Source organism: Streptomyces sp. SCSIO 30461, from assembly GCF_037023745.1.
Taxonomy (GTDB): domain Bacteria; phylum Actinomycetota; class Actinomycetes; order Streptomycetales; family Streptomycetaceae; genus Streptomyces.
Genome location: NZ_CP146101.1, coordinates 3642391 through 3662992, shown reverse-complemented (window position 1 = coordinate 3662992; position 20602 = coordinate 3642391). Strand labels below are relative to the sequence as shown.

The window sequence follows — 20602 nt, the reverse complement described above, 5'->3', positions numbered from 1 at the left end:
CGGTCAGCCGGCGGTGGGCGGGGTGGCGGATAGCCGCGGCGGTGTGCGCAGATGCTCGCCCACCCGCTTGACGAGGCGGGCCATCTCGTAGGCGATGAGACCGATGTCTGCGGAGGCGGTGCTGAGGACGGCGAGGCAGGAGCCTTCTCCCGCCGCCGCCACGAAGAGGAAGCCACGCTCCAGTTCGACCATGGTCTGACGGACGGAGCCGGCCCGGAAGTGGCGTCCGGTTCCCTTGGCCAGGCTGTGGAATCCGGACGCCACGGCCGCGAGGTGCTCGGCGTCCTCGCGGATGAGGCCGTCGGACGCTCCCACCGCCAGACCGTCGCCGGACAGGACGACCGCGTGCCGGACACCGTGCACCCGCGTCGCCAGGTCGTCGAGCAGCCAGTCGAGTTCCCCGGAGGCGTGCTCCGGGGCGATCCTCCCGTGGTCGATCATGTGTCGTCTCCTTCGTTTGCTTCGTCGAGTGCGCGGTCGACGCGTTCACGGACATGAGTGTTGCCGCCGCCGCGGGTCCAGCCTGCGCGGAAGGCGGCCATGCGTTCCCTGGCCTGCTCAGGGGTGGGATCGGGTGGGTCGGAAGCAGCACTGCCGTCCGACCCGGCCGCTTCCGCGACGGGAGCCTCCGGATCGCGGGCCGCTCGCAACTGGGGCACCAGATGAGCCTGCCGGACACGCCGGGGAAGCACGCCTGAAGCCGCCGTGTCGTCCGCCGCCCCGGGGACGGGCGCGCGCCGCGGTGCCGTAGGAGGCGTGGTACGGGGCGGGGTCTGTGGGCCGGCCGCCTCATGCACCGCGCGAGTGCGGCTCGGCGCACGCAGCGCGATGACGCCGGGGGGCGATGCGGCCGACGGCTGGGCTCCCACGACGGCATCGACTCCCGGTGCTACCGCGGTTGCGGCCTCGGTTGCGGCTTCGGGGACGCTGCCGGTGCCCGTACCGGAATCGGCTTCGTCGTACGGAGACACGTCCTGGAGGAGCGCGTTCGGGAGCAGCACGACGGCGGCGGTCCCTCCGAAGGGCGATGTCCGCAGTCTCACCTTGACGTCGTGACGGGCGGAGAGCTTGCTGACGACGAAGAGTCCGAGCCGGTCGCTGTCGAACAGATCCAGCGCCTCGGTCTCCTCGATCCGTCGGTTGGCCTCGGTGAGCGCCTCCTTGCCCATGCCGAGGCCGCGGTCTTCGATTTCGAGCGCATAGCCGTTGCCGACGGGTTCGCCGTTGACCCGGACCCTGGTGTGCGGCGGTGAGAACTGTGTCGCGTTCTCGATCAGTTCGGCGAGGAGATGGGTGAGGTCCGCCACGGCGGTGCCGATGACCGCGGCCTCCGGGAGCGGTCGCACCTCGACGCGTGCGTAGTCCTCCACCTCCGAGACGGCGGCGCGGACGACGTTGGTCAGCGGTACGGGCGTGCGCCAGGCACGCCCGGGCGCGGCACCGGAGAGGATGATCAAGCTCTCAGCGTGGCGGCGCATACGGGTGGTGAGGTGGTCGAGCCGGAACAGGTCGCCGAGCTCGTCGGGATCCTCGGCGCGCCGTTCCATGCTGTCGAGCAGATTGAGTTGACGGTGCACCAGGACCTGGCTTCGGCGGGCGAGGTTGACGAAGACCCCCGAGATCCCCCGGCTGAGCTCGGCCCGCTCGACGGCGGCGTCGAGCGCGGCGCGGTGCACGGTCCGCAGCGCCTCGCCGACTTCGGCGACCTCGTCCCGCGGTGGCGGGCCTTCGGGAGCCTCCGCCCGGACGTCGAGCTTCTCGCCGGAGCGGAGCACGCGCATGGCCCGGGGCAGCCGGTACCGGGCTATCTCCAGGGCGGTGTTGCGGAGACTGACGAGCTCGAGCACCAGAGCACGCCCGATGCGCACGGAGATGACGAGCGCTGCCGCGACCGCCACAAGGCCGAAGAGCACGGCCATTCCGGCCGGGGTGCGCAGTCTGCCTGCGAAGGGATCGTCCGTGGTGGGCGTACCGGTCCTGACGTGCTCCTCGATGTCGCGCATGGCCGTGTGCACGGCGCCGTGGGCCGAGTCCCAGGCCTCGGCGGACACCGCCTGGGCGGCTCGCCGGTCCGATCGGGCGTCGACGACGCCGCCCTCGGCCGATTCGAGTGCCCGGTAGGCCTTCTGGACGGTGAGTGCGTTCCATGCGGCCCGGTCAGGCGCAGGCAGGTCGCCGACGGCTGCCTCGATGAGCGCGCGGCGGGCCCCGACCGCTCCGATGAACTGCCTTCTGCGCTCGGCGCCGAAGGTCCCCTGGGTCTGCGCCGCGGAGAACAGCGCGTCTTCGCGGGCGAGCATCTCGGCGGCGCGGCCGAACTCGACGAGTACGCGGGTGTAGGCGCCCGGTGCCGCGGTCCGGCCGCCCGCAAGGGCGCCGTGAACCCCGAAGGCGGCGCTGATCGCTGCCGTGTACTGCTCGAATGCCCGGTCCCAATCGGGCTTGCGGCCGAGCACATTGGTGCGCAGGACGGGCAGCCCGGCGCTCGCGGTGACGAGGGCGTCCAGGCGGTCCGCGACAGCCGGCGGGAGGTCCCCCGCATCGGCGATGGTGTGGGTGTCGCCGAGCGCGAGCGCGGCGAAGGCGGCGTCGGTGGCATCGGTCTGCCGCCGGAAGTCGGCGGCATGTTCCGGGGTGGGGGCTGCGATCCGGCGCAGCGCCGCACGGCGTTCGTCCTGCAGTGCGGACAGGGCTTCACCGACCGGGCGGCGGACGTGCTCTTCGATGTCCTGGAGCTGGCGCAGCCGAGCGGCGTCCTGGGCTGTGGTGACGATGGCGAAGCCCCAGAGGGCGAGCAGCGAGACGACAGGGACCATCAGCAGGGAGATGACTTTGGCGCGTACGGTCCTGGGGCGCGGACTCCAGCGCTCTCGGGGGCGCCGGGCGCCCGGCGCCCCTGAGGCCCATCCCCGGTCCAGCGCCGTTTCGAACTGCTCGTCCGCTGGGGGCCCCGCATGGGCGCGCCGCCCGCGGATGAGCGGTGCGCCGGACCCGCCTTGGGCGGCGCCGGGCGGTGGTGGCGTACCTGCGCCGGGGGTGCTGCGGGGTGTGCCCATGGCCTCTTCGTTCCGGAGGGGACGGTGGGTGCGGCGTGTGTGCCGATAAGCGCCTGGTGCCTGCGTCAGCGCGGTGTGGCGGCCGGTCCGGGGGTCCGCCCGGCCGAGGCGTGGGCGGCGCGTTCACGTGCCGTGGGAGACAGGGCCACGAACGCGGCCGTGAGGAAGAGGTACGACCCGAGGCCGACGGCGAGCGGGAAGACGAACTGCATGGCCGTGGCTCCAGGCAGCTCCTCGCGCGAGGGCTCGACCTGCACGGTGGTTGCGAGCATGCCCGTGTAGTGCATGCTGCTGACGGCCGCGCCCATGACGAGTGAGGCGGCTGCGACCGCGATGGGTGCCGTGATGCTGAGAGCGGCCCAGAGTGCGGCGGTCGCGGCGACCACCGCGATGGCGATGGAGAGCGTGACCAGCAAGGGGTCGTATCGCAATGTCGCGTGCAGTCGAAGGGCAGCCATTCCGAGGTAGTGCATGCCGGCGATGCCGAGTCCGGTGGTGAGCCCGCCCAGCAGCAGGGCGCGGACGCGGTGGCGGCCGTGGGCGACGGCGAACACACCGGCGCCCACCACGCCCATGGCGACCAGCAGGCTGAGGATGGTCAGGGTTACGTCGAACCGGATGTCGGTGCCGACCACACCGAAGCCGAGCATGGCGACGAAGTGCATGGTCCAGATGCCGCTGCCGATGGCGGACGCGGCGGTGATGAGCCAATTGCGCCGGGAACCGCCTCTCGTCTCCAGGGCCCGGAGGGTGCAGCGCAGTCCGAGTGCGGCGCCGATGCATGCCATGAGGTACGACAGCACCGGCGTCAGCCAGCCGAAAGTGGCGTGGTCCAGGTGTCCCATGGCTCAGGGACGCTAGTCCCGGCAGGGGCGCAGGGCGGGTGCGCGTTTCGAAAGCTGTTGGAATATGACAGAGAGACGCTACTGAACGATCGCACCGAGCCCGAACAGGTGCCCAGATCGTTTCGGCTGCGCACAGCGGCCATGCGGCAGCCCAGTGAGGCGCCACCGCCGCCGATGTGCGGTCCGCGTGGCGGCGCGCCTCAGCCAGGATCGGTCTCCGGCGCCGCGTGGCGGGAACCGCCTTCGCGGCACAGACACCGGCCGGTGGCGCGACCTCCCGGGCTGCCGCGCCACCGACTTCACGACTCTTCGGGCACACGTTCCCAGGCCAGTGCGGAATCATGTCCTCATGGCCGACGACCGAGCACACATCCAGGAGTTCTTCGGTGCGCGAGCAGCGCACTGGGACACGCGCTTCCCGCACGACGGGCCGGCGTTCGCGGACGGCGTCGCCGCACTCGGGCTGCTCCCGGGGAACGCCGTCCTGGACGCGGGCTGCGGCACGGGGCGGGCCCTGCACCTGCTGCGGGAGGCCGTCGGGCCCGACGGCACGGTGATCGGAGTCGATCTCACACCGCAGATGCTGGCCGCGGCGAACGATGCCGGCCGGGGCGGGCCGGGCACCCTGCTGCTCGCCGACGTGGCACGGCTGCCGCTGCGCGCGGAGTCTCTCGACGCGGTGTTCGCCGCCGGCTTGATCGGCCATCTGTCCCGGCCGGAGGCTGATCTCCGCGAGTTGGCGCGTGTGGTCCGCCCAGGAGGGCGGCTCGCGCTGTTCCACCCCTTGGGGCGTGCCGCGCTCGCCGCGCGTCAGGGCAGGGAGCTGTCCGACGACGACCTGCGGGCCGAGCCCCGGCTCACCCGACTGCTGACCGCTTCGGGCTGGCGGCTGCTCTCGTACGTCGACGAGGAGGAGCGTTTCCTGGCCCTGGCGGTGCGCCGGGACTGAACCGCAGAGCCGAAGTGGCTCCGCAAACGCCCCCGATCGTGTGGATCGAGGGCCGGAACCGGGCAGACTCCTCGCACAGGTGTCCGCGAAACGGGTGAGTGAGTGGTCGGCTGGACGAGCGCCGGCCGCGTCGGTCGGAAGGGGGCCAAGAGTGATCGGCGGAGCGATGGAGAGGATCCGCGGCCTGTTCGCCGGCGGACGGAACGAGGGGCGGAAGGCAGCCCCGGCTCCTGCCGCACGAGCACGGCAGCACAACCTGTTCGAAGCGGCGGCGGCCTATGTGTCCGCGTGTGCCGAAGACGATCAGCAGGGCATGGACGAGGCGTCAGGCTGGGTGTCGCCCGAGGCACTGTCCTTCGGTGTGAACGAGCTGGCCTGCCGGGCCGTCATCGCGATCGCCCGCGAGCGCGACGAGTCGCCTCGGGCCGTGGCCCGCGGCCTCCTCGGGCTGCCGGTGTCCTGACCTCCTCGGCGTCCGGTCGTTCTCTCCGCCTCCTGATCGTCGCCCACACCCGGCTCCGGCTCGCCCGCCCGCTCGCCGAGGACCTCCGTCGGCCATGGGAGAAGCCCGCCGTCTCCCACCGGCTCACGCCGGCCCGGGTCCGCCGGGGGTTCCAGGAACATCCGCGCTCACCTCGCCTGCCCCGCCCGTGTTCCCAAACCACGAGGGGCAGGACCCGGACGGCCTTTCGGGGCCAAGAACAAACACCGGGCACCCCGCTACGACGTCGGCAAGACCGTCAAACGCCCCGAGACCCTCAAAGCCATCGGCAAGCCCGGAAGATCTTGGTAGATAAAGAACAAGCTCAGGTACTCGACGGAGGGGCCACCCCCTGGTTAGGGTGCGCCGACGAACGAACGGACAGGGGAGGGCGCGGTGGGCGGGACGGAAGAGGTCGCCGACGACGACACGCTCTATGTGCTGACGGCCTTGCTGCTCACGCCCGCGCAGTTCCCGAGTGTGCTCGGTGACGACTTTCCTGAGGCGTGCGTGTCCCTTGGACTCGAACCGTACGGCGACGGATACGGGCTGGTCATCGGCCAGGACGCCGATGGCGCCCGCTGGACGGTCGTCGTGGACGACGTCTCGCTGGTGGCGGTGGCGATCGCGTCCTGGGACTGCGGCATGGACTACGACCTGTCGCCCAGCGATCGCAGCGTGGTCGCGGTCCTGCCCGGCTGGCCGCTGGAGGTCGCGACCGCCGCGCCCGGCGTCCCCGCTCCCCATGACCCGGCTGAGGACGACGCGGGCCGGCCGCCCCTGGTGCCTCCTCCGACGGACACCTGGGGCTCCGCGCAGCGCCGACTGGGCGCCGACGAGCTCGCCCTCCAGTGGTCGACGTGGCGCCAGCGGGTGGCCGACCGGATGGCCCTCGAACCGTCCGAGGAGCCGGCAAAGGACGGCGCGCAGAAGGGCCCGCGGCACGAGGGCGTTCGCCGGGTGCTCAAGGAACTGCACGGCTATGTGGACGAGGTCCCGCCACTCGGACGCGTCAGGTCCACGTTCGCACCGGATGGGGCACGCATGATCCGCGCAGACGGACCGGGCTGGTCCCTGGTGGCCCGCACCGACGACATGGCTTTCGTGCTCCTCGACGACGAACCGGGCGAGGTACTGCCCGTGGGCCGGGGTCCCGAGCTGCCCGGACTGCTGGCGGCCTTGGACAAGATGGCCGTACGACCGGCCTGAGCCACGACCGTGCGGACGGGACGTCACGGCTGCGGAACGTCCCGGCGAGGGCGGTCACGGCCCGGGGGAGCCGAGCCGTATGACCCGGCCGGTGCAGCTGCGGGCGGGCGTCACCGGCCGATCTGCCGGCGGTTGATCCTCTTGAGCCGGCGACGCTGCGAGGGGTCGAGCGCGAAGTAGGCCACCGCGGGCACTCCGACGATCACCAGCAGCGACATCCAGAACCCGATCAGCGGGATCAGGAGCAGGCCCACGGCCACTCCCCCGATGGCGATCTTCGCACCTGTGGACATCTCATGCCTCCTCTGCGGCCCCGAGGCCGCACCTGTGGTGAGAACGCTCCCGCGCCCTGTTCGGTTCCCCGGCGTGCCGGTCTTCTCCAGCGACCATCGGATCACTCGCCGGCACGCAGCGCCTCCCCCACCGTCTGCATATGGCCGAGCGCCTGACGGTACGAGTCGATCAGCCCGGTCTCCGTGTAGGGCATCCCGAGTCCGCGGCAGTGCGCCCTGACCAACGGCCGGACGAGCCTCAGATGCGGACGCGGCATGCTCGGGAAGAGATGGTGCTCGATCTGGTAGTTGAGCCCGCCCAGGAACCAGTCGGTGAGCATGCCGCCGCGTATGTTCCGGGAGGTCAGTACCTGGCGCTGCAAGTGGCCCCAGTCCCTGTCGTGGGTCCCGTCCGGCATCTCCATGCCCTTGTGGTTCGGCGCGAAGGCCATACCCAGATGAAGGCCCAGCAGCATCTGGTGCAGAAGCGCGAAGGCGAGTGCCTGCAGGGGGGCGAGTGCCGCCAGCAGCAGGGCGGTGTATCCGGCCGCATGAAGCACGAGGAGGCCGCCTTCGACCGTCCGTGCGCCCAGGGACACCCGGCGGTGCACCGGCCGCCGTCCGAAGACATGCCGGAAGCCGTAGACCTTGAGAGCCAGTCCTTCGAGAGTCGTCAGCGGGAAGAACAACACGGCCTGGTGGCGGGTGAGCCAGCCTCGTATCCCCATGCGTCCCACCGCGTGCTCCTCGCTGAAGACGAGGACATCGGGCGCTACGTCGGGGTCCTTGTCCAGGTGGTTGGGATTGGCGTGGTGCCGGTTGTGCTTGTCGTTCCACCAGTCCTGGCTCATCCCGAGCAGCAGGTTGCCGTGGACGAGCTGGATGAGGCGGCTTGTGCGGCGGTGCGGGGAGATCTGCGCGTGCCCGGCGTCATGGGCGATGAAGGCGGTGCGCGCCGAGAACAGCGCCAACGGCACGGCCAGTGGCAGCGTCCACCAGGAGGGGCCCATCAGGACCATGCCCGTCGCGATCGCTGCCAGCGCCAGTCCGTTCACCGCCATCGTGCGCGCGTACCAGCCGGTGCGGCGATCGAGCAGGCCCTCCTGCTTCGCCGTGCGCAGGAGTGGTGCGAAGTCACTGCCCGCTGCCCGGGTGGCGGGCCCACTCGGCGGCGATTGCGGCGCGCCGACTCGGGCGATGACGGTGGTCTGGGGCATCTCGTCTCCGGTCTATCGGCGGGAACTACTCCGACCTGGAGAAACGTACGGATCCAAGCGCCTTCGCAACCATGGGGCGACCATCCGGACGGGCCGGGGGTAGTCCCTGTGGCACATGGTGGGGCCAGCACCACCGCGTCCGATCAGGCCACAGGAGAGACCATGCGGCTGCTGCCGACATCCGACACCCATGTGCCGAAGCGTGCCCGGATGCTTCCGGACCTCCTGCTGGCGGAGTTCGGGCACAGCCGCATCCCGCGGGACACCACTGCGGCGGGCGGACTGCGACTGCTGAACCCCGGCTCGCCGACGGACCGCCGACGGCAGCCGCACTGCACATACATGACGGTCGAGCTCGCCGGTGGGGCGTTGGCGGACGTCACGCTGCACCGGCTGCCGCCGCGGGAGTGACCGTGAGCTGCACCGGCCGCCTGACGCGCCGATCGGGCAGGTTCCGATCGGCGCGCCACCGGGGTCACGGGCTGCGGACTACGGACTACGGACTACGGACTACGGACAGAGATGACGGGTCAGGAACCGCAGCGCGCTGTCCGTTTCGAAGTCCGGCACTTCCATGTGCTTGCCGGGGTTGGCGTGCAGCGTCTTCTCGGTCGAGGCGAAGGCTTCGTACAGCGCCAGGCATCGGTCCCGAGGCACACGCTCGTCATCCCACTGGACCAGGAACTCCACCGGCACCGTGACCCGCGCGGCCGCGTCCGCAGATGCCAGGGCTCCGCCGAGACCCAGCACGGCCGCACGGACCCGGGGTTCGTCGGCGACGAACGGAACACCGAGTCCACAGCCGAGCGACACACCCCAGTAGCCCACCGGACCGGGACCGACGTGCTCGCACTCCTGGAGCGCGTCCAGCACGGCCCGCCACTCCGGAACGGTCTGGCGGGCGACGAGCGCCTGGAAACCGGCGACCAGTGGTGCCAGTTCCTCCCCTGCCGCCGCCCGGGCCTGGTTCTCGGTGGCGATGCGGTGGTACTCCTCGTGCTTCGGCCGGTCGCCGTGGCCGGGTACGTCCACCGCCGCCACCGCGAACCCGCCTTCGGCCACGAAGCGGTGAGCGCGGTAGAGGATGGCGGGTTCCTTCTTGTGATGGCCTCCGCCGTGTCCCATGAGAATCAGGGGGCGCGTGCCGGTGGCGCCTTGCGGCGTCCAGAGCACACCGGGTATCTCACCCAGGGTGAAGAGTTGTTCGCAGACGCCTTCGGACGACGTCTCAGAGAGGAAGCGCACAGCGGCTCAAGCCCTTTCGGGTTGCCTTACGCGGGCACTCCCCGGGCCATGCGGGGAAGGGAGTCCCGACCTGTCGACATGTTGATCGGTCTCACCTCCTCGATTCGCGGTGGGGCACGGCGGGATCGAGCCTACCATCGGCACTCGTGCGCGGCGGCGTCGACGGCAGTCTGCCGGATCTCGTCGGCGCTCGCGCCGCGGCGAGCGCCCCGGTGTTCTCGCGGATGGTGCCGCGCAGGACGAGGCTCTCCTGCGGCAGCAGGGTCACGCTGCCCCGCAGGAACTCCAGCGGCAATCGGGGCAGCGGAACGCCGTCGAGGCACACGGCGCCCTCGGTGGGATCGGAGAACCGGGTCATCGATCGGGACAGCGTGGACTTGCCCGCCCCGAGGCGCCGCGAGGCGAGCCGTCACCCTGCCGTGGCATTCACCGGCGAAGCAGTTCCCCGGCCATGAGCAGGAGGAAGCAGCCTACGAGACTGAGCACGACGGTCCTGCGGCGCAGCCGCTGGTAGCGCGACTCGTACTCCCCGCGTAGTTCGACGCATCGGTCGGCGACGCGGCGGGTGATCACCTTGGACATGTCCACACGCGCCCGGGTGTAATGCTCTTCGAGCTCGCGGCGCTCGGCGGTGGTGAGCCAGGGAAGCGTCTCGCAGAAGGCGACGGCTTCCCTGCGCGCTGCTGCCAGCTCGGCTTGCCAGTAGAGGTAGCCGTCGAGTCGGCGCAGTCCGTCTCTCACTCCCTCGTACGGGGAGGGGCCGCTCACCGCCGGTCCGTCCCTGGCCCGCTCAGGTGCCGCTCCGACGCACCGTCGGCCTGGATCTCCGCGAACTCCGGGTGGTGCATGTCGAACGCGGGGGATTCCGAGCGGATCCTCGGCAGGGTGACGAAGTTGTGCCGGGGCGGCGGGCAGGACGTCGCCCATTCAAGCGAACGGCCGTAGCCCCACGGGTCGTCGACCTCGATCTTCTTGCCGTACTTCTCCGTCTTCCAGACGTTGTAGAAGAACGGCAGAATGGACAGGCCCAGCAGGAACGAGCTGATCGTGGAGACGGTGTTCAGCAGGGTGAAACCGTCGGCGGCCAGGTAGTCGGCGTAGCGGCGTGGCATGCCCTCGGCGCCCAGCCAGTGCTGGACCAGGAACGTGCCCTGGAAGCCGATGAACAGGGTCCAGAAGGTGATCTTGCCGAGGCGCTCGTCGAGCATCTTGCCGGTGAACTTCGGCCACCAGAAGTGGAATCCGGCGAACATCGCGAACACCACGGTGCCGAAGACGACGTAGTGGAAGTGCGCGACGACGAAGTACGAGTCGGAGACGTGGAAGTCCATCGGGGGCGAGGCCAGGATGATCCCGGTCAGGCCACCGAACAGGAAGGTCACCAGGAATCCGGTGGCCCAGAGCATGGGTGTCTCGAAGGACAGCGAGCCCTTCCACATGGTGCCGATCCAGTTGAAGAACTTCACACCGGTCGGTACCGCGATCAGGAAGGTCATGAAGGAGAAGAACGGCAGCAGCACGGCACCGGTGACGAACATGTGGTGGGCCCACACGGTCACGGACAGACCGGCGATCGCGATCGTCGCGGCCACCAGGCCGATGTAGCCGAACATCGGCTTGCGGCTGAAGACCGGCACGACCTCCGAGATGATGCCGAAGAACGGCAGGGCGATGATGTACACCTCAGGGTGTCCGAAGAACCAGAAGAGGTGCTGCCAGAGCAGGGCGCCGCCGTTGGCCGCGTCGAAGATGTGGGCACCGAACTTGCGGTCGGCCTCCAGGGCGAGCAGCGCGGCGGCCAGCACCGGGAAGGCGAGCAGGACCAGCACACCGGTCAGCAGCACGGTCCAGCAGAAGATCGGCATACGGAACATCGTCATGCCGGGTGCGCGCATGCAGATGATGGTGGTGATGAAGTTGACCGAGCCGAGGATCGTACCGAAGCCGGAGAAGGCCAGGCCCATGATCACCATGTCGGCGCCCACGTTGGGCGTGTGCTGGGCATCCGACAGCGGCGAGTACATGAACCAGCCGAAGTCCGGTGCGCCGTTCGGGGTGAGGAGCGAGGCGAGCGCGATCAGCGAGCCAAGGACGTACAGCCAGTAGGCGAACATGTTCAGCCGCGGGAACGCCACGTCCGGCGCCCCGATCTGAAGCGGCATGATCCAGTTCGCGAAGCCGGCGAACAGCGGCGTCGCGAACATCAGCAGCATGATCAGGCCGTGCATCGTGAACGCCTGGTTGAACTGCTCGCTCGACATGATCTGCATCCCGGGGCGCGCCAGTTCCGCCCGCATGAACATCGCGAAGAGGCCGCCGACGCAGAAGAAGCCGAAGGAGGTGGTGATGTACAGGGTTCCGATGGTCTTGTGGTCGGTGGTGGTCAGCCACTTCACCACCGCATTCCCCGGCTGCCTGGACCTGAGTGGGACCTCGTTCTCGTACGCGTCGTCAACCAGGTCGCTGGACGGGGTCTTGGGTTGCATGGCGACGCGGGCTCCTGGCTGACTCGGCCTCGGCGCAGGCCTCGGCTCAAGTCGACCGGGTCAGCGCACACTTACGGTGCCTTTCTCTCCCAACAAGGACGAGAAGTCTTCCATCCGGCGCACCCATGTCACCCGATGGGAGACAGGGTCTGAGCCACTTGGCGGACGAATACACGCCCCGCCCACGGGGGCAGCGTTTCGGGAGCCGGCGCGCTACCCTCCGCCGCATGACTGGCATGAGCATGATGAGACTGCGTGGGCACGTCTTCGTGTGCCTCCTCCTGCTGGCCCTCCTGGGTACGGCGACCGCCGCCACCGCCGCGCCGCCGTCCGCCCCGGACTCCACGCGCGCTTCGGGCTCGGCCTCATCCGCCGCCGCGCTATGGGGCGACCGCAGGCTCGACGAGGTCGCCTTCCTCGCCACCCACAACTCCTTCACCAACTACGAGGACTCCCGCTGGAGTTCCGTGAACCAGTCCGAGTCGGTGCGCGCCCAGCTGGACAACGGGGTACGCGCACTGAGCCTGGACACGCACTGGTACGAACGCAGCACCTGGCTGTGCGTCATCAGCTTCGGAAGCGACTGCTACCCGAGCGATGTGTACCTCTGCCACGGCGAGTGCAAGACCTTCGCCGGCATCACCTACGCCTTACCCAGGCAGTCCTTCCACGGCACGATGCAGACGGTGGTGGACTTCCTCGCAGCCCACCCCGAGGAGTTCGTGACCGTCTTCCTGGAGGACTACGTCAGCCCGGAGCAGCTGGGTCGTTCCCTGGACCGGGTCGCGGGGCTCTCCGAGATGCTGTTCAGGCCTGATGAATGGGGCGTGCGGCAGCACGGATGGCCGAAGGTGTCCGAGCTCGTCACGACCGGCAAGCGACTGCTCGTCTTCTCGGACAGGTCCGACCGCGAGCATCTCGGTGTCATGCACGACAAGTCCTGGACGGTGTCCAACTACTGGAGCCTCGGGGACCTCGGCAACGACGTGGCGTGCGTCAGCCGCTGGCCGGACATCCCCCTGGACCGCCAGGAGCCCGGATTCCGGCGCCTGTTCATGATGAGCCACCACCGCAATGTGCCCACGGCCCTCACGGCCGCACTGGACAACGGCAGCAAGCTGAGGAACCGCGTCGCCGAGCAGTGCCGGCCGGCGGCAGGAGGCCGCAGCCCGAACTTCGTGTCCGTCGACTTCCACCGACTGTCGGACGGCAGCGGACACACTCCGGCGTCGATCGTCGCGGAGCTCAACGACCGGCCTTGAGCCGGGTCGGGGCACCGGTCCACCACGACGGGCTGTCCACCGGAACACGTTCCGGTGGACAGCCCGTCGGCTCACAGCGGCCGTCGCCGTCAGACCAGGTCGAACCGGTCGAGGTTCATCACCTTGACCCACGCGGCGACGAAGTCGTTCACGAACTTCTCCTGCGCGTCATCGCTCGCGTAGACCTCGGCGAGCGCACGCAGCTCGGAGTTGGATCCGAAGACCAGGTCGGCCCGGGTGCCGGTCCACTTGGCCTTGCCCGTTGCGACCTCGCTGCCCTCGAAGGTGCCCGCGTCCTCGGACGTCGCCTTCCACGTCGTGCCCAGGTCGAGCAGGTTGACGAAGAAGTCGTTCGTCAGCACACCAGGGGTCGAGGTGAGCACACCATGCTGCGACTGCCGCTGGTTGGCGCCCAGCACCCGCAGACCGCCGACGAGAACCGTCATCTCGGGTGCGCTGAGGGTCAGCAGGTTGGCCTTGTCCAGCAGCAGATACTCGGCCGGCAGCCTGTTGCCCTTGCCCTGGTAGTTACGGAAGCCGTCGGCAGTGGGCTCCAGCGCCGCGAACGACTCGGTGTCGGTCTGGTCCTGCGAGGCATCGGCACGGCCCGGAGTGAACGGGACCTCGATGTCGATGCCGGCATCCTTGGCGGCCTTCTCGACGCCCGCACTGCCCGCGAGCACGATCAGGTCGGCGAGGGAGACCTGCTTGCCGCCCGTCTGGGCCGAGTTGAAGGTCTGCTGGACGCTCTCCAGGGTGCGCAGCACCGTCGCCAGCTGGTCGGGGTCGTTGACTTCCCAGCCGCTCTGCGGCTGGAGGCGGATCCGCGCGCCGTTGGCGCCGCCGCGCTTGTCGCTGCCGCGGAAGGAGGACGCCGATGCCCAGGCCGTGGACACGAGCTGGGACACCGACAGACCCGACTCGAGGATCCGGGCCTTGAGTGCGGCGACGTCCGCGGCGTCGACGAGCTCATGGGTCACCTCGGGCAGCGGGTCCTGCCACAGCAGCACCTCGGACGGCACCTCGGGACCGAGGTAGCGCGCGATCGGGCCCATGTCGCGGTGGGTCAGCTTGTACCAGGCCCTCGCGAATGCGTCGGCGAACTCGGCGGGGTTCTCGTGGAAGCGCCGCGAGATCTGCTCGTAGACCGGGTCGAAGCGGAGCGAGAGGTCCGTCGTGAGCATCGTCGGGGCGTGCGTCTTCGACGAGTCGTGGGCATCGGGTACGGTGCCCACGCCCGCGCCGTCCTTCGGGCGCCACTGGTTGGCTCCGGCAGGGCTCTGGAACAGCTCCCACTCATAGCCGAAGAGGATGTCGAAGAAACTGTTGTCCCACGTCACCGGGGTGTAGGTCCAGATGCCCTCGAGACCGCTGGTGATCGCGTCGCCGCCCTTGCCGGTGCCGTGGCTGCTCCTCCAGCCGAGGCCCATCTCCTCCATCGGCGCGGCCTCAGGGTCGGCGCCGACGGCGTCCGCCGGGCCGGCTCCATGGGTCTTGCCGAAGGTGTGGCCACCCGCGATGAGGGCAACCGTTTCCTCGTCGTTCATCGCCATCCGGCGGAACGTCTCACGGATGTCGCGGGCGGCGGCGATCGGGTCGGGGTTCCCGTTCGGGCCCTCCGGGTTCACGTAGATGAGACCCATCTGGACCGCGCCGAGCGGGTTTTCGAGCTCACGGTCGCCGGTGTAGCGCTCGTCGCCGAGCCAGGTGGTCTCGGGACCCCAGTAGACGTCCTCGTCGGGCTCCCAGACATCCGCACGCCCTCCGGCGAAGCCGAAGGTCTCGAAGCCCATGGTCTCCAGGGCGACGTTTCCGGCGAGGATCATGAGGTCCGCCCAGGACAGGGTCCGGCCGTACTTCTTCTTGACCGGCCACAGCAGGCGGCGGGCCTTGTCGAGATTTCCGTTGTCCGGCCAGCTGTTCAGTGGCGCGAACCGCTGCTGACCGGCCCCGGCACCGCCGCGGCCGTCGCTGATCCGGTAGGTGCCGGCGCTATGCCAGGCCATCCGGATGATGAACGGGCCGTAGTGACCGAAGTCTGCGGGCCACCAGTCCTGCGAAGTGGTCAGCACCTCGGCGATGTCCCGCTTCACCGCCGGGAGGTCGAGGCTCTTGAACGCCTCGGCGTAGTCGAAGCCCTCGCCCATCGGGTCGGCCACGGCGGGGTTCTTGGCAAGGATCTTCAGATTGAGCCGCTCGGGCCACCACTGGCGGTTGCCGCCGCCCTGCGTCGGGTGCGGCGCCCTGCCATGGGCGACCGGACAGCCTCCACCAGCCTCATTCTTTGCATCTGCAATGATCGCATCATGATTCTCGGACATGGGAATCCTTCCGGACGGGGCAAATCACGCGCTCAGGGACTATGGGCGAGGGGGACTCGGATCTCGGAATCGGAACCGTCGGATGACATCGGACCCGTCCGGTATGCGAATCACGCCACGGGAGCACAGAGAGAGCCACATGCACGCTATGGACGGGACGCTTGACCGGCGCGATCGCGGGCAAAGGTCCCGTCATGTCTTGGATCTCCTGCCGTACTGGAGTCTACTGCTCTCTTGGCTACTACCGGAAGTGATCCTACAATGGACACAGTCCAAGTCAAGATGTATGCCTAATCCATATACAGTCGGATTCAAGACCCGCACAGGTATGCTTGACGTGCCCCATCGAGCCTGAACAGGTGAGCGGACATGAGTGACCTGCTGGTGCGACTGCGAGCACGCGGCTGGCGCGTGACCTCCCAGCGGCGTGTCGTCGCGGAGGTGCTCGACGGCGACCATGTGCACCTGACGGCCGACGAGGTGCATGCCCGCGCGGCGCGGCGGCTGCCCGAGATCTCCCGGGCGACCGTCTACAACACCCTGGGTGAGCTGGTGTCGCTCGGTGAGGTCACGGAAGTCTCGACCGAGGGCCGAGCCAAGCGCTATGACCCCAACGGGCACCGGCCGCACCAGCATCTGGTGTGCTCCGGCTGCGGCACGATCCGGGATGTCCATCCGCTCGGCGACCCCTTGGCCGCCCTCCCGGCGCAGGAGCGGTTCGGCTTCACACTGTCGGAGGTCGAGGTCACCTACCGAGGGCTCTGCCCCTCCTGCGCCTGACCGACGGATGAAGCGCTCTACGGAGTTCGGATCGCTCCGTTCGATTAGGTGTGACGGGTTTCCGCCCGGAACGCCGCGGCGCGTCCCGCCGCCCTGCGACCCGCCTGTAGAAGGGAGTTCGCTGCTCCAGTGCCTATAGGGGGAACAAGCCATGAAGCGCACCCGCATGCGTGTCCACCGCCGGCATCCGCTGTCCCGTACCGTCGCGGCGGTCGCCGTCGCCACGCTCTGCCTGCTGACCGCCGGGTGCGGGAGCAGCGACGGCGGAGACTCCGGAGGCTCCGGGAGCAGTTCGACACGCTCCACTTCGTCGGGTTCGGACGGCTCGGCCGGATCGGGCAGCAGCACGGCGACGGATGGCGCAGGCGGCGAGGAGAGCACCGAAGACGACACCCTGACCACGAACCAGGGCGCGGACAGCGGCTCGAACGGTGAGGACTCCGGCGGCAGCGCGGGCCGGGCCGAGGAGCCGGTGGGCAACTGCGCGTCGTATACGCTGCCCGCCTCGGACCAGTCCCCCAAGTCCTTCTCCAGCGGCACCACAATCATCGGCTTGCGTCGCGGCTACGACGTCTCGGCGCAGGTCGTCGAGGCCACTTCGGACGACGGCCGCTACAGCGGCGAGTACAGCCTGATGAGCGGTGACGCGTCCTTCTACGACGGGCAGATCACCGTGTCCATCGAATACGAGCTGGTCACCGGGTTCGACGGGCAGGTGACCAGTGAAGCGGTGCAGAAGGCCCATGTGTGCGGGTGGACGGAAGAGTGAACCTGCCGCGCGGGCGAGCGCCCGGCCGGTCCCGGGCGCCGGGCGGCACCTCTGAGTGCGCATGGTGATCCGCGGTCAGCTCGCACGGTCGAGCGGCGCACCTTCGGCGGCGTTGGCTTCGGCGGCCGTGGCGGGGCCGCGCAGGAACCGCGTGACGCAGACGGCGACGGCGGCCCCGGCCACCGGTCCGACCAGATAGATCCACCACGTGGACAGGTCCCCCGTGGCCACGTCGGGTCCCAGGCTGCGGGCCGGATTCATGGAGGCTCCGTCGAAGGGGCCTCCCATGGTGCCCCAGGCCAGGATGTAGGCGCCCACAGCCAGGGGCACGAAGGGTCCGTTGAGCTTGGGCCCGTCGGCTAGGCACAGCACCATCAGCACCAGTCCGAAGGTGATGATCGCCTCGAAGGCGGCGGCCTGCCAGGACAGGCCGGGTTGGGGTCTGGTCGCAGCGAGGTGGCCCGCGGGGCCGAAGAATCCCCGGGCCAGCAGCGATCCGCAGATCGCCGCGACGAACTGGACGAGCCAGTAGGCGCAGGTCATCCGAAGGTTCATATCGCGCCGCAGCAGGAACGCCAGCGTCATGGCCGGGTTGAAGTGGGCGGAGATGTCGCCGAGGAAGTACACGGCGACGAGCAGCCAGAGCGCGGAGACCAGGGACAGGACCAGGACGACCTGCCAGGGTTGCAGGACACCGCCGCCGTAGCGGGCCAGGACGGCCGCACCTCCGGAGAGGACGAAGGTCAGTCCCACCACCCCGATGAACTCGGCGAGCAGGCGCCGCAGCCGGTGGTCGGGGTTGGTCCAGTCGGCATAGCCGCGTGGCCCGACGGATGCGATCAGGGCGGCCTTGCCGACCGGGCCGGCCGGCTTCGGCTGCGACGCGGAGCTCATGTCACGGCTTCCCGGACGGCACGTCCGCAGTGCCTCCGCGGGTCATGGCGAGCGGATCGACGACCCGGTCGAAGAGTTCCTCGGACACTCCATTGGCCAGCGCCGCCTGCTTGAGGGTGGTGTCGTGGTCGATGGCGTAGTGGGAGATCACCGAGGCCTGGTCGTAGCCGATGACCGGGGACAGCGCGGTGACCATCATCACCGACCGGTCGATGTTCTCGGTCAGTCTGGACCGGTTCACCTCGGCACCCTCGATCATGAACTCCCTGAAGTGGTCGCACATGTCAGCCAGGATCAGCGCTGAGTGCAGGTAGTTGTCGATCAGCACAGGGCGGAAGGCGTTCAGCTCGAAATTCCCTTCGGCGCCGCCCATGGTCACGGCCACGTCGGATGCGATGACCTGGATGGACACCATCAGCATGGCCTCGGCCTGGGTCGGGTTGACCTTACCGGGCATGATCGAGGAGCCGGGTTCGTTGGCGGGCAGGACCAGCTCGTGGATTCCGGTCCGCGGCCCCGAGCCCAGCCAGCGCAGATCGTTGGCGATCTTGAAAAGGGTGACTGCCACCGCCTTGAACGCGGCATGCGCACGGACCATGCGGTCCAGGGTGCCCTGGGCCGTGAACTTGTTGGGTGCGGTCTTGAACGGGGCACCGGTCATCGACGCGATCTGCGCGGCCACCTGGTCGCCGAATCCGGACGGGGCGTTCAACCCGGTGCCGACGGCGGTCCCGCCCATGGCGAGCAGCAGCAGCCCCCTGGTGGCGTGCTCGACCTCGGCGATCGCGTCATCCAGCGCTCCCGCGTAGCCGGACCACTCCTGCCCCACCGTCAGCGGGCAGGCGTCCTCCAGGTGGGTGCGGCCGATCTTGACTACATCGGCCCACTTCCTTGACTTGGCCTCGATCGCGTCCCTGAGCCGCTTCAACGAAGGGATCGTCCGCTCGGTGGCCATCGTGTGCGCGGCGATGTGCATCGCAGTGGGGAAGGTGTCGTTGCTCGACTGGCCCATGTTCACGTGGTCATTGGGGTGCACGGGCTCCTGTGAGCCGAGCTTGCCGCCGACCAGCTGGATGCAGCGGTTGGAGACGACCTCGTTCACGTTCATGTTCGACTGGGTGCCCGACCCGGTCTGGTACACGTACAGCGGGAAGTGCTCGTCCAGTGCTCCGGAGATCACCTCGTCGCAGACCTGCTGGATCAGCCGGCCCTTCCAGGCCGGCAGCCGGCCGGCCTGGGTGTTCACGACGGCTGCCGCCTTCTTCACGTATCCGTAGGCGTGGTAGACCTCTTTGGGCATGCGGTCCCGGCCGATGTTGAAGTGCTTCAGGCTGCGCTGGGTCTGCGCACCCCAGTACCGGTCGGCCGGCACCATCACCTCGCCGAGGCTGTCGAACTCCTGACGCTCCCCGGCGGCGTCGAGCCCGATGGGCAGCTCCAGGATCTTCGGCGCCGTGCCAACGGCCGTACCATCGTTCGAATTCGGATGCGCGTGGGTCATGGGGCCATTCCTTCCCCAGCGGGCCGGGGCCCCATAACCGACCTAATGGGTGCAGTCGCTCAGGGGCGCAGCCCGTCGAAGGCGACGGGAAGGTGCCGCGGTCCGCGCAGCACGGCGCTGCTGCGGTAGGGCGGCGGGTCCTGGAGCAGGCGGGGGTTGTCGAGCCTGCGGACCAGCTCGACGAGGGCGATCTGCCCCTCCAGGCGTGCGAGGGGGGCTCCGAAGCAGCTGTGGATGCCGCTTCCAAAACCCAGGTGCTCGATGTCGGAGCGGTCGGGGTCGAAGTGGTCCGGGTCGCGGAAGCGCTGCGGGTCGCGGTTGCCCGACGCCAGCATCAAGGCGACCACGGAGCCTTCGGGGATCGTGACGCCACCGATCTCGATGTCCGTCAGCGCGCCGCGTCGGGGGATGATCTGCACCGGCGGCTCGAACCTCAGCAGCTCCTCGACCAGCCGGGGGGCCATCTCCGGCTCGCGGCGCAGCCGCTCGAACAGATCCGGACGGCGCAGCAGCGTCAGCATGCCGTTGCTGATCAGGTTGACCGTGGTCTCATGGCCGGCGATCAGCAGCAGCACCGAGGTGACCACCAGCTCCAGACGGCTGAGTGGCCCGCCCTCCGCCTCATGGTCCCGGGCCAGCCGGGTCAGCATGCCATTGGTGTCGCTCCGGCCGCTGTCGATCAGCTCATTGATGTAGAAGGCCAGTTCCTTCCTGGTCTCGATGCCCTCCTGCATCCTGATGGACGGGTCCTCGCCGGGCCTCGGATCGATCGAGGCGACCAGTGCGTCAGCCCATTCCCGGAAGCGGGGTTCGTCCTCATGAGGAACCCCGAGGAGTCGGCAGATGGCCGTCACGGGGAAGGGATAGGCGAAGGAGTCGACCAGGTCGAGCTCGCCCCCGTCGGGGAAGGCGTCGATCAACCCATTCACGGTGGTCTCGAGGCTGGGCCGCAGCTCCTCGATGAGACGGGGCGAGTGCGGCGGCCCGAACTGGCGCATGGCGAGACTGCGGACCCGATCGTGCTCGGGCGGGTCCATACCGATGAACGCGGGTGGGAACTGGCCTCCCGCAGCCGCCTCCTCTTCCGCGTGAGTGGAGGTCAGGCGGGGATCGTGCAGCAGCGCGAGCAGCTCCGGGTAGGTGCTGACGGTGTAGCTTCCGTCCTCCTGCCTGCACACCGGCGTCTTGCGGAGCTCGGTGTAGAGCGGATACGGATCGGCTCGGCTGCCGTAGTCGAGGATCTTCCGCATCAGGGTCTCGTTGCCCACCACGCTGCTCCTTCCACACGCCGGCTTCGGGAAGTCACCGGTCCCGC

Annotated in this window: 19 protein-coding genes and 2 pseudogenes; 8 read left to right on the top strand and 13 right to left on the bottom strand. The window is 69.3% G+C overall.

The features are described 5' to 3' along the window. Nucleotides 1-3: 3 nt before the first annotated feature. From V1460_RS16120 to V1460_RS16110, 3 genes are all read right to left on the bottom strand, one after another. On the bottom strand, nucleotides 4-441 hold the full coding sequence (locus V1460_RS16120; RefSeq protein ID WP_338674408.1) for a roadblock/LC7 domain-containing protein: 438 nt from the start codon (nucleotides 439-441) through the stop codon (nucleotides 4-6). Continuing rightward, a complete protein-coding gene (locus tag V1460_RS16115; RefSeq protein ID WP_338674407.1) occupies nucleotides 438-3056 on the bottom strand; it encodes a nitrate- and nitrite sensing domain-containing protein in 2619 nt (872 codons plus the stop codon). Before V1460_RS16115 ends, V1460_RS16120 begins: the two co-directional genes overlap by 4 nt. Before the next feature lie 65 nt (nucleotides 3057-3121). Beyond that, nucleotides 3122-3901, bottom strand: a complete 780-nt coding sequence (locus V1460_RS16110) for an MHYT domain-containing protein (RefSeq protein WP_338674406.1) — start codon at nucleotides 3899-3901, stop codon at nucleotides 3122-3124. A 349-nt stretch (nucleotides 3902-4250) separates the two neighbouring features. On the opposite strand from V1460_RS16110, the gene V1460_RS16105 reads away from it, so the two are divergent. The 4 genes and pseudogenes from V1460_RS16105 to V1460_RS16090 all read left to right on the top strand — a co-directional run bounded on the left by V1460_RS16105 (nucleotide 4251) and on the right by V1460_RS16090 (nucleotide 6540). Beyond that, nucleotides 4251-4850 carry a methyltransferase domain-containing protein gene (locus V1460_RS16105; RefSeq protein WP_338674405.1) on the top strand — a complete coding sequence of 200 codons (600 nt, stop codon included), beginning with the start codon at nucleotides 4251-4253 and terminating at the stop codon, nucleotides 4848-4850. A gap of 166 nt (nucleotides 4851-5016) precedes the next feature. Then, entirely contained in the window at nucleotides 5017-5313 is a 297-nt protein-coding gene (locus V1460_RS16100; RefSeq protein ID WP_407077616.1) for a hypothetical protein, read from the top strand. A gap of 23 nt (nucleotides 5314-5336) precedes the next feature. Further along, nucleotides 5337-5643, top strand: a pseudogene (locus tag V1460_RS16095) (transposase); the annotation flags it as partial. An 84-nt stretch (nucleotides 5644-5727) separates the two neighbouring features. Further along, nucleotides 5728-6540, top strand: coding sequence for a hypothetical protein (locus V1460_RS16090; RefSeq protein WP_338674403.1), 813 nt, complete (start codon nucleotides 5728-5730; stop codon nucleotides 6538-6540). 110 nt (nucleotides 6541-6650) lie between these two features. On the opposite strand, the gene V1460_RS16085 is transcribed toward V1460_RS16090, so the two are convergent. Then, complete coding sequence (locus V1460_RS16085) at nucleotides 6651-6833, bottom strand: hypothetical protein (protein WP_338674402.1); 183 nt, start codon at nucleotides 6831-6833, stop codon at nucleotides 6651-6653. Nucleotides 6834-6934: 101 nt separating this feature from the next. Continuing rightward, the gene (locus V1460_RS16080; RefSeq protein WP_338674401.1) at nucleotides 6935-8029 is read right to left on the bottom strand and encodes an acyl-CoA desaturase; all 1095 of its coding nucleotides are present in this window, start codon (nucleotides 8027-8029) and stop codon (nucleotides 6935-6937) included. Nucleotides 8030-8233: 204 nt separating this feature from the next. On the opposite strand from V1460_RS16080, the pseudogene V1460_RS16075 reads away from it, so the two are divergent. Beyond that, nucleotides 8234-8440: pseudogene (locus V1460_RS16075) on the top strand (YfcE family phosphodiesterase); the annotation flags it as partial. Between the two features lie 99 nt (nucleotides 8441-8539). Here V1460_RS16075 and V1460_RS16070 read toward each other — a convergent pair. The 4 genes from V1460_RS16070 to ctaD all read right to left on the bottom strand — a co-directional run bounded on the left by V1460_RS16070 (nucleotide 8540) and on the right by ctaD (nucleotide 11760). Then, a complete protein-coding gene (locus V1460_RS16070; RefSeq protein WP_338674400.1) occupies nucleotides 8540-9274 on the bottom strand; it encodes an alpha/beta fold hydrolase in 735 nt (244 codons plus the stop codon). 91 nt (nucleotides 9275-9365) lie between these two features. Then, the gene (locus tag V1460_RS16065; RefSeq protein WP_338674399.1) at nucleotides 9366-9632 is read right to left on the bottom strand and encodes a hypothetical protein; all 267 of its coding nucleotides are present in this window, start codon (nucleotides 9630-9632) and stop codon (nucleotides 9366-9368) included. Between the two features lie 68 nt (nucleotides 9633-9700). Continuing rightward, the gene (locus V1460_RS16060) at nucleotides 9701-10042 is read right to left on the bottom strand and encodes a hypothetical protein (protein ID WP_338674398.1); all 342 of its coding nucleotides are present in this window, start codon (nucleotides 10040-10042) and stop codon (nucleotides 9701-9703) included. Next, nucleotides 10039-11760 (bottom strand): cytochrome c oxidase subunit I, encoded by a 1722-nt coding sequence (gene ctaD / locus V1460_RS16055; protein WP_338674397.1) that lies wholly within the window; start codon nucleotides 11758-11760, stop codon nucleotides 10039-10041. Before ctaD ends, V1460_RS16060 begins: the two co-directional genes overlap by 4 nt. 227 nt (nucleotides 11761-11987) lie before the next feature. Between ctaD and V1460_RS16050 the strand changes: the two genes are divergently transcribed. Beyond that, complete coding sequence (locus tag V1460_RS16050) at nucleotides 11988-13022, top strand: PI-PLC domain-containing protein (RefSeq protein WP_338674396.1); 1035 nt, start codon at nucleotides 11988-11990, stop codon at nucleotides 13020-13022. Nucleotides 13023-13111: 89 nt separating this feature from the next. On the opposite strand, the gene katG is transcribed toward V1460_RS16050, so the two are convergent. Beyond that, on the bottom strand, nucleotides 13112-15343 hold the full coding sequence (gene katG, locus V1460_RS16045; protein ID WP_338674395.1) for a catalase/peroxidase HPI: 2232 nt from the start codon (nucleotides 15341-15343) through the stop codon (nucleotides 13112-13114). 369 nt (nucleotides 15344-15712) lie between these two features. Here katG and V1460_RS16040 point away from each other — a divergent pair, with 369 nt between their 5' ends. Both V1460_RS16040 and V1460_RS16035 read left to right on the top strand, forming a co-directional pair. Beyond that, a complete protein-coding gene (locus V1460_RS16040) occupies nucleotides 15713-16123 on the top strand; it encodes a Fur family transcriptional regulator (RefSeq protein ID WP_338674394.1) in 411 nt (136 codons plus the stop codon). Between the two features lie 151 nt (nucleotides 16124-16274). Next, nucleotides 16275-16892 (top strand): hypothetical protein, encoded by a 618-nt coding sequence (locus V1460_RS16035; protein ID WP_338674393.1) that lies wholly within the window; start codon nucleotides 16275-16277, stop codon nucleotides 16890-16892. Nucleotides 16893-16967: 75 nt separating this feature from the next. Here the strand turns inward: V1460_RS16035 and V1460_RS16030 are convergent, their stop codons facing one another. The 3 genes from V1460_RS16030 to V1460_RS16020 are packed head-to-tail and all read right to left on the bottom strand — an operon-like array spanning nucleotide 16968 to nucleotide 20555. Then, on the bottom strand, nucleotides 16968-17786 hold the full coding sequence (locus tag V1460_RS16030) for an aquaporin (protein WP_338674392.1): 819 nt from the start codon (nucleotides 17784-17786) through the stop codon (nucleotides 16968-16970). 1 nt (nucleotide 17787) lies between these two features. Continuing rightward, entirely contained in the window at nucleotides 17788-19287 is a 1500-nt protein-coding gene (locus V1460_RS16025; RefSeq protein ID WP_338674391.1) for a class II fumarate hydratase, read from the bottom strand. Nucleotides 19288-19346: 59 nt separating this feature from the next. After that, entirely contained in the window at nucleotides 19347-20555 is a 1209-nt protein-coding gene (locus tag V1460_RS16020; RefSeq protein WP_338674390.1) for a cytochrome P450, read from the bottom strand. Nucleotides 20556-20602 lie beyond the last annotated feature (47 nt).

What these genes read in the sequence shown, in the direction of transcription:
- V1460_RS16120 (WP_338674408.1), bottom strand. Translation starts at nt 441, where the DNA reads ATGATCGACCACGGGAGGATCGCCCCGGAGCACGCCTCCGGGGAACTC.
- V1460_RS16115 (WP_338674407.1), bottom strand. Translation starts at nt 3,056, where the DNA reads ATGGGCACACCCCGCAGCACCCCCGGCGCAGGTACGCCACCACCGCCC.
- V1460_RS16110 (WP_338674406.1), bottom strand. Translation starts at nt 3,901, where the DNA reads ATGGGACACCTGGACCACGCCACTTTCGGCTGGCTGACGCCGGTGCTG.
- V1460_RS16105 (WP_338674405.1), top strand. Translation starts at nt 4,251, where the DNA reads ATGGCCGACGACCGAGCACACATCCAGGAGTTCTTCGGTGCGCGAGCA.
- V1460_RS16100 (WP_407077616.1), top strand. Translation starts at nt 5,017, where the DNA reads ATGGAGAGGATCCGCGGCCTGTTCGCCGGCGGACGGAACGAGGGGCGG.
- V1460_RS16085 (WP_338674402.1), bottom strand. Translation starts at nt 6,833, where the DNA reads ATGTCCACAGGTGCGAAGATCGCCATCGGGGGAGTGGCCGTGGGCCTG.
- V1460_RS16080 (WP_338674401.1), bottom strand. Translation starts at nt 8,029, where the DNA reads ATGCCCCAGACCACCGTCATCGCCCGAGTCGGCGCGCCGCAATCGCCG.
- V1460_RS16065 (WP_338674399.1), bottom strand. Translation starts at nt 9,632, where the DNA reads ATGACCCGGTTCTCCGATCCCACCGAGGGCGCCGTGTGCCTCGACGGC.
- ctaD (WP_338674397.1), bottom strand. Translation starts at nt 11,760, where the DNA reads ATGCAACCCAAGACCCCGTCCAGCGACCTGGTTGACGACGCGTACGAG.
- V1460_RS16050 (WP_338674396.1), top strand. Translation starts at nt 11,988, where the DNA reads ATGACTGGCATGAGCATGATGAGACTGCGTGGGCACGTCTTCGTGTGC.
- katG (WP_338674395.1), bottom strand. Translation starts at nt 15,343, where the DNA reads ATGTCCGAGAATCATGATGCGATCATTGCAGATGCAAAGAATGAGGCT.
- V1460_RS16040 (WP_338674394.1), top strand. Translation starts at nt 15,713, where the DNA reads ATGAGTGACCTGCTGGTGCGACTGCGAGCACGCGGCTGGCGCGTGACC.
- V1460_RS16035 (WP_338674393.1), top strand. Translation starts at nt 16,275, where the DNA reads ATGAAGCGCACCCGCATGCGTGTCCACCGCCGGCATCCGCTGTCCCGT.
- V1460_RS16030 (WP_338674392.1), bottom strand. Translation starts at nt 17,786, where the DNA reads ATGAGCTCCGCGTCGCAGCCGAAGCCGGCCGGCCCGGTCGGCAAGGCC.
- V1460_RS16025 (WP_338674391.1), bottom strand. Translation starts at nt 19,287, where the DNA reads ATGACCCACGCGCATCCGAATTCGAACGATGGTACGGCCGTTGGCACG.